This is a genomic window from Streptomyces sp. NPDC041784 (assembly GCF_055591025.1).
The window spans coordinates 101,099-113,396 of the sequence record NZ_JBVJAB010000027.1 but is presented as its reverse complement, the minus strand read 5'-3'; the positions used below and the strand labels follow the sequence as shown (position 1 = coordinate 113,396).

Annotated in this window: 12 protein-coding genes; 6 read left to right on the top strand and 6 right to left on the bottom strand. The window is 71.0% G+C overall.

Features of this window, described 5'->3' with window-relative positions:
• Positions 1-189: 189 nt before the first annotated feature.
• The 3 genes from ACZ6D7_RS38090 to ACZ6D7_RS38080 all read right to left on the bottom strand — a co-directional run bounded on the left by ACZ6D7_RS38090 (position 190) and on the right by ACZ6D7_RS38080 (position 2,593).
• Positions 190-1,020 (bottom strand): pectate lyase, encoded by an 831-nt coding sequence (locus ACZ6D7_RS38090; protein WP_469500908.1) that lies wholly within the window; start codon positions 1,018-1,020, stop codon positions 190-192.
• A gap of 125 nt (positions 1,021-1,145) precedes the next feature.
• Positions 1,146-2,033, bottom strand: coding sequence for a hypothetical protein (locus ACZ6D7_RS38085; protein ID WP_469500907.1), 888 nt, complete (start codon positions 2,031-2,033; stop codon positions 1,146-1,148).
• Positions 2,030-2,593, bottom strand: a complete 564-nt coding sequence (locus ACZ6D7_RS38080) for a SigE family RNA polymerase sigma factor (RefSeq protein WP_469500905.1) — start codon at positions 2,591-2,593, stop codon at positions 2,030-2,032. The genes ACZ6D7_RS38085 and ACZ6D7_RS38080 overlap by 4 nt, the downstream gene beginning before the upstream one ends.
• A 283-nt stretch (positions 2,594-2,876) precedes the next feature.
• Between ACZ6D7_RS38080 and ACZ6D7_RS38075 the strand changes: the two genes are divergently transcribed.
• Positions 2,877-4,334, top strand: a complete 1,458-nt coding sequence (locus tag ACZ6D7_RS38075) for an NCS2 family permease (protein WP_469500903.1) — start codon at positions 2,877-2,879, stop codon at positions 4,332-4,334.
• A 68-nt stretch (positions 4,335-4,402) separates the two neighbouring features.
• On the opposite strand, the gene ACZ6D7_RS38070 is transcribed toward ACZ6D7_RS38075, so the two are convergent.
• From ACZ6D7_RS38070 to ACZ6D7_RS38060, 3 genes are all read right to left on the bottom strand, one after another.
• A complete protein-coding gene (locus ACZ6D7_RS38070) occupies positions 4,403-5,857 on the bottom strand; it encodes a peptidoglycan D,D-transpeptidase FtsI family protein (RefSeq protein WP_469500915.1) in 1,455 nt (484 codons plus the stop codon).
• A gap of 81 nt (positions 5,858-5,938) precedes the next feature.
• Positions 5,939-6,409, bottom strand: coding sequence for a GNAT family N-acetyltransferase (locus ACZ6D7_RS38065; RefSeq protein ID WP_469500902.1), 471 nt, complete (start codon positions 6,407-6,409; stop codon positions 5,939-5,941).
• Between the two features lie 39 nt (positions 6,410-6,448).
• Positions 6,449-7,222: an IclR family transcriptional regulator gene (locus ACZ6D7_RS38060; RefSeq protein ID WP_469500899.1), complete on the bottom strand. Its 774-nt coding sequence runs from the start codon at positions 7,220-7,222 to the stop codon at positions 6,449-6,451.
• Positions 7,223-7,332: 110 nt separating this feature from the next.
• On the opposite strand from ACZ6D7_RS38060, the gene ACZ6D7_RS38055 reads away from it, so the two are divergent.
• From ACZ6D7_RS38055 to ACZ6D7_RS38035, 5 genes are all read left to right on the top strand, one after another.
• On the top strand, positions 7,333-8,862 hold the full coding sequence (locus tag ACZ6D7_RS38055) for an aldehyde dehydrogenase (NADP(+)) (protein WP_469500898.1): 1,530 nt from the start codon (positions 7,333-7,335) through the stop codon (positions 8,860-8,862).
• Between the two features lie 160 nt (positions 8,863-9,022).
• Positions 9,023-9,631: a DUF1349 domain-containing protein gene (locus ACZ6D7_RS38050; protein ID WP_469500896.1), complete on the top strand. Its 609-nt coding sequence runs from the start codon at positions 9,023-9,025 to the stop codon at positions 9,629-9,631.
• Between the two features lie 61 nt (positions 9,632-9,692).
• Positions 9,693-10,196: a GNAT family N-acetyltransferase gene (locus tag ACZ6D7_RS38045; protein WP_469500894.1), complete on the top strand. Its 504-nt coding sequence runs from the start codon at positions 9,693-9,695 to the stop codon at positions 10,194-10,196.
• Between the two features lie 112 nt (positions 10,197-10,308).
• The gene (locus tag ACZ6D7_RS38040; RefSeq protein WP_469500892.1) at positions 10,309-11,025 is read left to right on the top strand and encodes a DsbA family oxidoreductase; all 717 of its coding nucleotides are present in this window, start codon (positions 10,309-10,311) and stop codon (positions 11,023-11,025) included.
• A gap of 96 nt (positions 11,026-11,121) precedes the next feature.
• Positions 11,122-12,174, top strand: coding sequence for an aminotransferase class V-fold PLP-dependent enzyme (locus tag ACZ6D7_RS38035; RefSeq protein ID WP_469500890.1), 1,053 nt, complete (start codon positions 11,122-11,124; stop codon positions 12,172-12,174).
• The last annotated feature ends 124 nt before the right edge of the window (positions 12,175-12,298 follow it).

The following is a 12,298-nucleotide window of genomic DNA, read 5'->3' as shown; positions in this document are numbered from 1 at the left end:
TCGGCAACCGACGACAACGCCGCTGGGGGTACCCCCTCTGGGGGAGGGCGTGCCACACCCCGCGTCTGCGGCATGATCGGCCGGACAGGTCCTAGCCGTACCGGCCCAGCGAAACGCCCCCGCCGGTGAGTAACGGCGGGGGCGTTCTGCGGGCGGGAGAGGGGCTGAGGCCGGTGGCGGCGGCGCCGGCTACTTGTATGTGATGTCGGAGGACGAGAACTTGCAGGTGGTTCCGTCCGCGCCGGTGCCGAGCTCGGTGGGCTCCTTGCCGGTGTTGTTGCCCTTGAAGCGCACGCAGGTCTTGACCTTCTTCTTCGGGTCGCCCTGGATGCGGATCTTTGACATCGTGACGGTGTTGCCGAAGTTGGCGTTGACACCGGCGATCACCTTCAGCGGCGCCACGAGGTCGATGTCGCTCAGCACGATCGTGCGCTTGTACTGCGTCTTGCAATTGCCGCAGGAGCGCACCAGCTTGCCGGAGTTCTCCACCCGGAAGCCGGTCACGACCAGCTTTCCGGCGCCGTTGAACTGGAGCACCTTGTCGGAGCCGTTCTTCGCGCCACCGCCGATCACCTTGTAGACGGCCGACGACGACTTGCCCTTGAAGCTCGCCGCGTCCTCGCCGACGTCCAGCCACCACACGTTCTGGAGCGTGCAGGAGCCCTTGCAGTGGACGCCGTCCGCGCCCGGCGTACCGATGATCACGTTCTTCAGGACGGCACCGTCGGCCAGCTCGAAGATCGGGTCCTGGCCCTCGTCCTGGCCGCTGCCGCCCAGCTCACCCTGGCCGTAGAACTTCTTCAGCTTGCCGTCGTAGGTGCCCGACACCTTGATCGTCGAGGTGACGGCCTTGTTGCCGCTCGCCGTCGGCCAGACGGACGCCGCGCCCGCCGACGACAGCAGCGTCGTGGTGACGATCGCCGCGCCGGTGATGCCGAGGGCGGTGGAGCCCGCGATCAGCGCCCGCCGACGGGTGACCCTGCGGCGGTGACGGACGGGCGGCTGTGCTGACGCAGTCATGTGCCGATTCCTCAAGTGGGTGGTGACTCTTGCGCCTTGTGGTCGCCACCGGCCGGGGAAAGGGTTGCCGCTGTTTCAGCTGTTTCGGAAGATTCTTCGCGGCACTGCGCGACCTCACGGCCGGGCTACGAGTCGCCGTCGTCCGTGTCGTGGCCGGTGAAGCCGCCGCCCAGGGAGCGGGCCTTGCCGTCCGACTCGCCCGTGATCACATAGCTGTCGCCCGCCGCGTCCCGGCCGCCGCGGTCGTGGTCGTACTGCCCGGCGAACACCCACTCGCCCGCGGGGACCGTACGGCCCTCCTTGAGCACCCAGGTGTAGACCACCAGCCCGTCCTGCTCGGTGACGGTGAGCGTGAAGTCGTCCTCGGGCAGGGAGCGCCAGGCACCGGCCGAGGACACCCCGCCGGTCTGGGCGATCCTCAGCTGCACGGTGAGCGCGGTGATCTCCTGCTTCGCCTTCAGCGTGACGTTGCTCTGTGCCCAGAAGTCGTTGCTGTGCGGATCCACCGAGCCGTCGGACCAGAGCGGCCCGTCGTCGTCATCGGTGTCGCCCGGCAGCAGGGTGACGGCCGGCGTGGAGGGCGCCGACGAGGTGCTGGGCGTCGGGGAACTGCTCGGCTTCGCCGGCTTCTCGCCGCTGCCGCCGCCGGACGTCGGCGTTGCCTTCGGCGAGGCCGGGGGACGGCTCGTCGCGTCCGGGGACTCCACCGGCGGGGAGGAGACGGCGACCGTCTGCGGCGACGGGGTGTCGTCCTTCACCGCGGAGGCCACCGCGTAGCCGCCGATCGCGAGCATGCTCGCGACCGCGGCGGTCGCGCCCACGATCCGCGCCCAGCCCCACACGAGCGGGCGGGTCGCCCGGTGGGCGCGCCGGTCCTGCCGCTGCCCCGCCACGCCGCCCGCCATGCCGCGCTCGACCCGCGCCAGGATGCGCGCCCGGTCGGGTTCGTACGCCTCGGCCGCCTCGTGCAGCCGGGCGCGCAGTTCGTCGTGCACGTCCCGCTGCATGGTCATCGATTCCTTCCCGAGGCCTCGCCGGTGCGAGCCATCGCGTGCACCTTCAGCGGGGCTCCCTTGGCACCGAGCAGCTTCTGCAACTCGGCCATTCCCTTGGAGGTCTGGCTCTTCACCGTACCCACCGAGATCCCCAGGGCGAGCGCGGTGTCCTTCTCCGAGAGGTCGAAGGCGTGCCGGAGCACCACGCAGGCCCGTTTGCGGAAGGGGAGTCTACGCAGTGCCGACTGGACGTCCACCACGCCCGCCACGTCGGGGTTCTCCGTCTTCTCCTCGCGCTGCGACCAGAACAGGGCGATCCTGCGCCGTTCACGGACGGCGCTGCGGATGCGGGTGCGGGCCAGGTTGGCGACGACGCCTCGCGCGTACGCCACCGGATGGTCGGCCGCGCGCACCCGGTCCCAGCGGTTCCACAGCGCCAGCAGGGCGTCCGCCGCCAGGTCGTCGGCGGCATCGGCCTCGCCGGTCAGCAGATGGGCGAGACGGGCCAGTTCGGCGTAGTGGCGGTCGAAGAAGGCATGAAATTCCACGGAGGCGGCGTCGTCGACGACTGTGCCCACGGGTGACCTCTTCTCGGTGCGGCTTTCGGCACCGGCGGGGGAGCCGGCTGTGCGTGTCATGTGAATGACATGGGGATGTCCCGGGGAGAGGTCGGGACGAGATCCGGAAGCGTAGCAGTGCTCTATCACCCGGATTGGTACGGGGGTTCGAACACCGTGTGGCGGGCCGACCAGGGGGCGAGCCCGATTCCGTAACACGGCGAAAACCTGAAGACGGTTCAACACAGGAACAATCCAGCCAGCATCCGCACACCGATCAGCAGGCAGCAAGGAGCGACACGTCATGTCCGAAACGAAGCAGGCGGCCGACCGCGCGAGCGCACCGCCACCGGCGGTGAACAGCGTCGACCGGTTCTTCAGGATCTCCGAACGGGGCTCCACCTTCGGCCGGGAGATACGCGGCGGCCTCGCCACGTTCTTCACGATGGCCTACATCCTTGTCCTGAATCCCATCATCCTCGGCAGCGCGAAGGACAAGTACGGCCACTCGCTCGACTTCGTCCAACTCACCACCGCCACCGCCCTGGTGGCCGCCGTGATGACGATCATCATGGGCGTCGGCGGCAACCTGCCGCTCGCGCTCGCCGCCGGCCTCGGCCTGAACGCGGTCGTCGCCTTCCAGATCGCCCCGCTGATGAGCTGGGACGACGCGATGGGCCTCGTCGTCCTCGAGGGCCTGCTGATCTGCGTGCTGGTGGTGACCGGGCTGCGCGAGGCCGTCATGCACGCCATCCCGCAGCCGCTCAAGCAGGCGATCAGTGTCGGCATCGGCCTGTTCATCGCGTTCATCGGCTTCGTCGACGCCGGCTTCGTCAGCCGGATCCCGGACGCGGCGGGCACCACGGTTCCCGTCCAGCTCGGCGGCACCGGCACCCTCTCCGGCTGGCCGATCCTCGTCTTCTGTCTCGGTGTGCTGCTGACCGTCGGACTGCTCGCCCGCAAGGTCAAGGGCGCCATCCTGATCAGCATCGTGACCATGACCGTGCTCGCGATCGTCATCAACTCGATCGCCGACATCAAGTCCTGGGGCCTGACCACGCCGTCCTGGCCCGACAAGATCGTCGACACCCCGGACTTCGGGCTGATCGGTCACTTCAGCCTGTTCGGTGCCTTCGGCGCGCCCGGCGTCGGGGTCATCACCGTCGTCCTGCTGGTCTTCACGCTGGTCCTGTCGGACTTCTTCGACACCATGGGCACGGTCGTCGGCATCAGCGCGGAGGCCGGGCTGCTCGACGAGGAGGGCAAGGTCCCGAACCTCGGCCGGGTGCTGCTCATCGACGGTGCGGCGGCGGTCGCGGGCGGTGCGGCCTCGTCCTCCTCCGCGACCTCCTACATCGAGTCCGCGGCCGGTGTCGGCGAGGGCTCGCGCACCGGCTTCTCCAACCTGGTCACCGGCGGTCTGTTCGCGCTCGCCCTGTTCCTGACGCCGGTCCTCACGATCGTCCCGCTCCAGGCGGCCGCCCCGGCCCTGGTCGCCGTCGGCTTCCTGATGATGACGCAGGTCAAGAACATCGACTGGGACAAGTACGAGATCGCCATCCCGGCGTTCCTCACCATCGCCGTGATGCCGTTCACGTACTCGATCACCAACGGCATCGGCGCGGGCTTCGTCGCCTACGTCGTGATCAAGGCGGTCCTCGGCAAGGCCAAGGAGGTCCACTGGCTGCTGTGGACGGCGTCGGCGCTGTTCCTGGTCTACTTCGCGATCGACCCGATCGAGCAGGTGCTCGGGGTGAAGTGAGGGTTCGCTGCGCGGCCAGTGCCGGTTCGTTGTGGCTGGTCGCGCAGTTCCCCGCGCCCCTGGGTGGGTTACTTCAGCGCTGCTTCCATCATTGCCTTGGCCACTGGGGCCGCAAGACCGTTTCCGCTGACCTCGGACCGTGCCGCGTCCGACTGCTCGACGACCACCGCCACGGCGACCTCCTTGCCGGTGGAGTCCGACGTCCCGTACGACGTGAACCAGGCGTACGGCGCCTTGCTGTTGTTCTCGCCGTTCTGGGCCGTGCCCGTCTTGCCGCCCACGGTGACGCCGGCGATCCGCGCGTTCGTGCCCGTGCCCTGCTCCACGACGGTCTGCATCGCCGACCGGAGCTGCTCGGCGGTGGACGAGCTGATGATCCGCGAGGTGGACGCCTCGTCGTCGTAGTCCTTCAGCACGTCACCGCCGCCGTCGGTGATCTGGGAGACCATGTGCGGCGAGACCAGCTCACCGCCGTTGGCGATCGCGGCCGACACCATCGCCATCTGGAGCGGGGTCGCGGTCACGTCGAACTGGCCGATGCCGGTCAGGGCGGTCGACGACTCGTCCATGCCGGAGGGGTACACGCTCGCGTACGCCCGCACCGGCACGTCCAGGCTCTCGTCGTTGAAGCCGAACTTCTCGGCCATCGCCTTCAGCTTGTCCTGCCCGAGCTGGACCGCCAGGTGCGCGAAGACGTTGTTGCAGGAGTACTGGAGCGCCACCCGGATCGTGGCGTTCTCGCAGGGCGCCGACGTGTTCTCGTTCTTCAGGACGGTCCGGGTGCCCGGCAGCGTGTACGGGTCCTCGCTGTCCGTCTTCTCGTCCACCGACGTGTACAGCCCGTCCTCCAGCGCGGCCGCGGCCACCACCAGCTTGAACGTCGAACCCGGCGCCAGCGGCTGGCGCAGCGCCCGGTTGGTGAGCGGCTTGTCGGAGTCCGCGTTCAGCTTCTTCCAGGCCGCCCCGGCGGTGTTGGCGTCGGTCAGCGCCGACGGGTCGTACGACGGGGTCGACACGATCGCGAGGATCCTGCCGGTCGCCGGGTCGATCGCGACCGCCGCGCCCTTCTTGTCGCCCAGCGCGTCGTACGCCGCCTTCTGCACGTCCGGATCGATCGTCGTGATCACGTCACCGGGGTCGGCGCGTTTGTCGGTGACCGTGTCCATCACGGTCTTCAGTCGCGTGTCCGTGCCGTTGAGCAGACTCTGGTAGATGCCCTCCAGCTGCGTCGGGGCGTAGCTCTGCGAGGCGTAGCCCGTCACCGCCGCGTACAGCTCGCCGTCGGTGTACGTGCGCTTGTATCTGAGGTCGCCGTTCGACGTGGCGGCCGAGCCGGTGACCGCCTTTCCGGCCACGATGATGTTCCCGAGCGGTGCCGCGTACGTCTCGATCGCGGTGCGCCGGTTGTCCTTGTCGTCCGCGAGCGCCTGACCCTCGTAGAACTGCACCCAGGTCGCCCGGATCAGCAGGGCGAACACCAGCAGCAGCGCGAAGACCGAGGCGCGCCTGATCGTCTTGTTCATTGCGATCAGGAAGACGAACGGACCGAAGCGAATCGTTCCCATCCGCCCGGTTTTCTCATCGTGCGCTCATCTGGGACCGGTTCAGGTCTCCAGCCGCAGCACGACCTCCTCGATCTCCGCCGCGCGCGCGTTCGCGTACCCGGCGGCCAGGGCGGTGGGGCGGAAGCCGCACTTCTCCAGGACCCGGAGGGAGCCGGTGTTGTCGGCCGCGGCCCGGGCGTACAGCGGGCGCTCCGGGACCTCGGTGAGCAGCGCCCGCAGCGCGGCCGTGGCGATGCCCCGACCCCAGTACGCCCGGTCGATCCAGTACGTCACCTCGCGCTCGCCCGGCTCCCCGTACACCGCCGCGCTGCCCACGACGTCCCCGTCGGCCAGGACCGTGCGCAGCACGGCGGACGAGGCGCGGATCCGCTCCCAGTGGGCGTCGAAGGCGTCCCGGTCGGCCGGGTCCTTCGGGGTGAACGCGGCCATCAGGAGGGCCTCAGGGTCGTTCATCTGCCGGTAGAACACCGGCAGATCACTGTCGTGCACGCGGCGCAGGGCGATCTGCATGCCCCAGAGCCTACGTCCCCCGGGCCGGAGCCGACCGGGTCAGAGCCGACGCGTGGCCAGCGTCAGCCGGTCGCGCGCGTCGAACAGCGCGTCCTTCACCATCTGCTCGTGCGCGGGCGTCAGCCGGGCCACCGGCACCGAGCAGCTGATCGCGTCCCGGGCCGGGGTGCGGTACGGGATCGCCACGCCGAAGCAGCGCAGGCCCAGGGTGTTCTCCTCGCGGTCCACCGCGAAGCCCTGCTCGCGCACCTGGTGCAGCTCCTCGATGAGCTTCTCCCGGTCGGTGATCGTGTGCTCGGTGAGCGCCGGGAGCGTCTCCGGGAGCATCTTGCGGACCTGCTCGTCGCTGTGCGTGCTCAGCAGCGCCTTGCCCAGGGAGGTGGAGTGCGCGGGCAGCCGGCGGCCGACCCGGGTGAAGGGGCGCAGATAATGCTGGGACTGGCGGGTGGCGAGGTAGACGACGTTCGTGCCGTCGAGCCGGGCCAGGTGGATGGTCTCGGTGGTGTCGTCCGACAGCCGGTCCAGCGTGGGGCGGGCGGCCGCGACCACCTCGTCGCCGTCGATGTAGGACGTGCCGACGAGCAGCGCCCGTACGCCGATGCCGTACCGCGTGCCCGTCGCGTCCGTCTCCACCCAGCCCAGCTCCACCAGGGTGCGCAGCAGCATGTAGAGGCTGGACTTGGGATATCCGACGGCCTCCTGGACCGACGCGAGGGAGTGCATACCGGGGCGGCCGGCGAAGTATTCGAGCAGCTCAACCGTCCGCACCGCGGACTTGACCTGCGCCCCGCCCCCCGTCTCGCCAGCCGACATCGCCCTTGACCCCTTCGTTCGACGGGAAATAGTCTCCAGCACATTCACCATCAGAGACAACGTTCAGTATATCGAACGACCCTGATGCACAGCACGCGGAGGGACCTGCGGTGGCAGCAGCACCAGTCTGGAGTGTCGACCCCCGAACCGGGAAGCAGCGGGAACAGGTTGCGGTGGAGGCCACGGCCCAGGAGGTGGACACCGTCGTCCGTGCCGCGCACGCCACGCGCGGCTCCCTCGCCGACCGCACCGTCCGCGCCGCCTTCCTGCGCACCGCCGCGAGCCGTCTCGAAGGGGCCAAGGACCAGCTGGTCGAGGTCGCCGACGCCGAGACCGCGCTCGGCCCGGTCCGGCTGAACGGCGAACTCGCCCGCACCTGCTACCAGCTGCGGGCGTTCGCCGACATCGTCGACGAGGGCGCCTTCCTCGACGTGGTGATCAACCACCCCGACGACACCGCCACCCCGCCGATCCCGGACCTGCGCCGCTACAAGGTGCCGCTGGGCGTCGTCGCCGTCTACTCGGCGTCCAACTTCCCCTTCGCCTTCTCCGTCGCCGGCGGCGACACCGCGAGCGCGCTGGCGGCCGGCAACCCGGTCGTCGTCAAGGCCCACCCCGACCACCCGGCTCTGTCCGAGCTGGTCGCCAAGGTGCTGCGCACGGCCGCCGCCGAGCACGGCATCCCGCAGGACGTGCTGGGCCTGGTGCACGGCTTCGAGGCCGGCGTCGAGCTGATCAGGCATCCGGTGGTGGCCGCGGCCGGCTTCACCGGCTCCATCCGGGGCGGACGCGCGCTGTTCGACGCGGCGGCGGCCCGTCCGGTGCCGATCCCGTTCCACGGCGAGCTGGGATCCCTGAACCCGGTCGTGGTGACCGAGGCCGCCGCCGCCGAGCGCGCGGAGGCCATCGGCACCGGGCTCGCCGGGTCCATGACGCTGGGCGTCGGCCAGTTCTGTGTGAAGCCGGGCCTGGTCCTCGTACCGTCCGGCGCGGCCGGTGACGGGCTGGTCAAGTCGCTCACGGACGCGGTCAGCGACACGGACGCGGGCGTCCTGCTCGACCACCGTATGCGGGACAACTTCATCGCCGGGGTCGCCGAGCGCGCGCAGCTGCCCGACGTGCAGTCGCCGGTCACGCCCGGCGCGGGCGGCGAGCACACCGTCAGCCCGGGCTTCCTGACCGTGCCGGCGGGCCGGCTGGCCGCCGCCGGAGAGCACGATCTGCTGCTCGAGGAGTGCTTCGGACCCGTCACCGTCGTGGCGCGCTACGAGGACGACGCCGAGGTCGGGGCCGTGCTGTCGCGGCTGCCGGGGAACCTCACGGCGACGGTCCAGCTGTCCGAGGCGGAGGCCGCCGGTCAGGGGCGGGGCGGGGAGATCCTCGCCGAGCTGACCCCGCTGGCCGGGCGCGTCCTGGTGAACGGGTGGCCGACGGGTGTCGCCGTCGCGCCGGCCCAGCACCACGGCGGCCCGTACCCGGCCACGACCTCGACCTCGACCTCCGTCGGCGGGACGGCCATCGAGCGGTGGCTGCGGCCGGTCGTCTACCAGAACGCCCCGGTCGCGCTGCTGCCGGTGGAGCTCCGGGACGAGAACGAGCTGGGGCTGCCGCGACGGTTCAACGGACAGCTCGAGCGGTAGGGCCACAGGGGCGCGGGTGGAGCGGTAGGGCCACTGGGGTGCGGGTGGGTCCGAGGGGCGCGGCTTCGGCGTGGCCCGTCGCGCCCACGCGGCGGAGCCGCATATCGATACAGCCCCGCGCCCCCGGACCGGCGGGCATGCTTCCCTGGATAATTCCGCCATGGATGTCGAACTTCCCGAACTGCCCTTCTCGCTCCGTACCTACGGACCCGACGGGCACTGGTCCTACGAGGACGGTGTGCTCACCGGGTGGGCCGGGCCCCGGCAGGACCGGTTCGTGCCGCCCACCGGGGAAGCGCTGGAGCCCGCCGGGGACGCGCCGCGGCTGCTGGGGGCGCCCGAGGGCGACTTCCAGCTGATCGCCCGGGTCACCGTCGGCTTCAACTTCGCCTTCGACGCGGGGGTGCTGTACGTCCATGTCGGTGAACGCCTCTGGGCCAAGCTCTGCCTGGAGTACTCCCCGGACGTGCCCACCGTCTGCACGGTGGTCACCCGGGGACACTCCGACGACGCCAACTCCTTCACCGTGGAGGGGAGTTCGGTCTGGCTGCGGGTCAGCCGCACGGGCCGTGCCTTCGCCTTCCACGCCTCCCGCGACGGCCGGCGCTGGACCTTCGTCCGGCTGTTCACGCTGGGCGAGGAGAAGGAGACCGACGCCGCCCTGGTCGGCTTCATGACCCAGTCGCCGATGGGGGAGGGCTGTGTGGTGACGTACGACCACATCGAGTTCCGGGACAGCTGGCCGGACGACCTGCGCGACGGTAGCTGACCGGCATGGCCGGAACCGGACCGGCCGGAACCGGATCCGCGGCCGGCACGTCCTTCGTTGCGTGATCGCAGAACGACCCGCCGCAGGCCCTGTCATCCGTACCGTCGTACCCGCCGAGACGGGGGCGGTCGTCGCGCTGCACGCCCGGGCCCGGGCGACGTACTACCCGGACGGGCTCCCGCAGGACGGCACCGACTGGGCCGCCGTCTGGAGCGCGGCGATCGCGCGGCCCGACGGGCAGGTGCTGTGTGCCGTCCGGCAGGGCCGGATCGCCGGCATCGCCTCCTTCCGGGTGCCGGAGGGGGCGGGAGCGGAAACGATCAAGCTGTTCCAGTTCCATGTCGACCCGGACCACTGGCGCAGCGGCATCGGCAGGGCCCTGCACGCCGCGTGCGTGGAGCAGTGGCGGGCGGACCGGCGCCGCGCCGCCGTCCTCGACGTGCACATCGACAACCGGCGCGCCCAGGCCTTCTACGCCCGGCAGGGCTGGGTCCCGGACCCGGAGCACCCGCCCGCCGAGGGCGACCACCATCTCTTCCTGCGGTTCGCCGTGGGCACGGACTGAACGCGTGCCCGGGGAACGCGCTCGCGCGCGGGGAATGAACCCGACCGGTTGAAGGTTCACACACCAGCCGGAGGACGTCTCCGTACCCGTACGAGCTGGAGAGAGCCGAGACATGCGCGTCGAGATCTGGAGCGACATCGCCTGCCCCTGGTGCTACGTGGGCAAGGCCCGCTTCGAGAAGGCGCTCGAGGCCTTCCCGCACCGTGACCAGGTCGAGGTCGTGCACCGGTCGTTCGAGCTGGACCCCGGCCGCGCCAAGGGCGACGTCCAGCCCGTGCTCACGATGCTCACCAAGAAGTACGGCATGAGCGAAGCGCAGGCCCAGGCCGGCGAGGAGAACCTGGGCGCGCAGGCCGCCGCCGAGGGCCTCGACTACCGCACCCGCGACCGCGACCACGGCAACACCTTCGACCTGCACCGTCTGCTGCACCTCGCCAAGGAGCACGGCAGGCAGGACGAGCTGATCCAGATCCTCTACCGGGCGAACTTCGCCGAGGAGCGCTCCCTCTTCGCAGAGGGCGACGAGCGGCTCGTGGAGCTGGCCGTCGAGGCCGGCCTGGACGCCGACGCCGCCCGCGCGGTGCTCGCCGACCCCACCGCGTACGCCGACGACGTCCGCGCCGACGAGCGCGAGGCCGCCCAGCTCGGCGCGAACGGCGTCCCCTTCTTCGTCCTCGACCGCGCCTACGGCGTCTCCGGCGCCCAGCCCGCCGAGGTCTTCGCGCAGGCGCTCACCCAGGCCTGGGGCGACCGCTCCCCGCTGAAGCTGATCGACGACGGCGGCGCGCAGGCCTGCGGCCCGGACGGCTGCGCGGTGCCCCAGCACTGAGAACCGCAGGTCACGGGCGACGTATAAGCGCTTCTTAGGGACATCGCGCAGAAATCGGCGATGGACGTCGACTTCTCCCGGCCGCACAGTGGATCCATGGAGACGTTCGAGAGCCTCGTCCGAGCCGAGTTCGCCCCGAAGAACACCTTCCTCAACACCGCGAGCAACGGCCTGCTGCCGGCCCGCGCCGTGGCGGCCCTGCACGAGGCCGTGCGGCTGCGGGCCGAGGGCCGGCCGCTGACGCCGCTGTACGCCGACGTGGAGGAGGCCCGTGCCTCCTTCGCCCGGCTGGCCGGGGTGCCGGCCGACCGGGTGGCGGCCGGGGTCTCGGTCGCCGCCCACACCGGGGTGATCGCCGCCTCGCTGCCCGCGGGCGCCGAGGTCCTCACCGCCGAGGACGACTTCACCTCCGTCCTGACCCCGTTCCACATCCGCGGCGACCTCAAGGTGCGTGCCGTGCCCCTGGAGCGGATCCCCGAGTCCGTCCGCCCCGGCACCGCGCTCGTCGCGGTCAGCGCGGCGCAGTCCGCCGACGGGCGGCTCGCCGACCTGACCGCGCTGCGGGAGGCGGCCCGCGAGCACGGCGCCCGTACCTACGTCGACTTCTCGCAGGCCGCCGGCTGGCTGCCGATGGACGCCGACGCCTACGACTACACCGCCACGGTCTGCTTCAAGTGGCTGCTCGGCCCGCACGGGGCGGCCTTCCTCGTCGTCCCGGAGGACTTCGGCGGGCTCACGCCGGTGCTGGCCGGCTGGGTCGCCGGCGAGCGGCCCTGGGACAGCTGCTACGGCCCCGTGACCGAACTCGCCCACTCCGCCCGGCGGTTCGACCTCACCCACGCCCTCTTCACCTACGCCGGACTGCGCCGCTCCCTCGAACTCGTCGAGGAACTGGGCGTGGACGCCGTACGCGCCCACGACGTGAGCCTCGCCGACCGCTTCCGCGAGGGACTCGCCGCCCTCGGTCACGAGGCGGTGGCCGCCCCCGGTTCCGCGATCGTCTCCGTCCCCGGACTCGGCCGCCTGCAGCCCGAGTTGAGCGCGGCGGGCATCGAGGTCTCCGACCGCGCAGGCAACCTGCGCGCCTCCTTCCACCTCTACAACACCGCCGCCGACGTGGACCGTCTGCTGGACGCGCTCATGAAGTGAGAACCGCTGGCGCCGACGGTCCCGGGACGCTAGGAAGGCATCAGGGGTGGTGGTGCCGGTGGATTCCACGGACACGGACGCGAGCCCGGACACGGGCACGGGCACGGGCGACACGGGTACGGGC

Bases quoted from the DNA above. Each gene is read 5' to 3' on its own strand.
- ACZ6D7_RS38090 (WP_469500908.1), bottom strand. From the start codon at position 1,020: ATGACTGCGTCAGCACAGCCGCCCGTCCGTCACCGCCGCAGGGTCACC.
- ACZ6D7_RS38085 (WP_469500907.1), bottom strand. From the start codon at position 2,033: ATGACCATGCAGCGGGACGTGCACGACGAACTGCGCGCCCGGCTGCAC.
- ACZ6D7_RS38075 (WP_469500903.1), top strand. From the start codon at position 2,877: ATGTCCGAAACGAAGCAGGCGGCCGACCGCGCGAGCGCACCGCCACCG.
- ACZ6D7_RS38070 (WP_469500915.1), bottom strand. From the start codon at position 5,857: ATGAACAAGACGATCAGGCGCGCCTCGGTCTTCGCGCTGCTGCTGGTG.
- ACZ6D7_RS38065 (WP_469500902.1), bottom strand. From the start codon at position 6,409: ATGCAGATCGCCCTGCGCCGCGTGCACGACAGTGATCTGCCGGTGTTC.
- ACZ6D7_RS38060 (WP_469500899.1), bottom strand. From the start codon at position 7,222: ATGTCGGCTGGCGAGACGGGGGGCGGGGCGCAGGTCAAGTCCGCGGTG.
- ACZ6D7_RS38050 (WP_469500896.1), top strand. From the start codon at position 9,023: ATGGATGTCGAACTTCCCGAACTGCCCTTCTCGCTCCGTACCTACGGA.
- ACZ6D7_RS38040 (WP_469500892.1), top strand. From the start codon at position 10,309: ATGCGCGTCGAGATCTGGAGCGACATCGCCTGCCCCTGGTGCTACGTG.
- ACZ6D7_RS38035 (WP_469500890.1), top strand. From the start codon at position 11,122: ATGGAGACGTTCGAGAGCCTCGTCCGAGCCGAGTTCGCCCCGAAGAAC.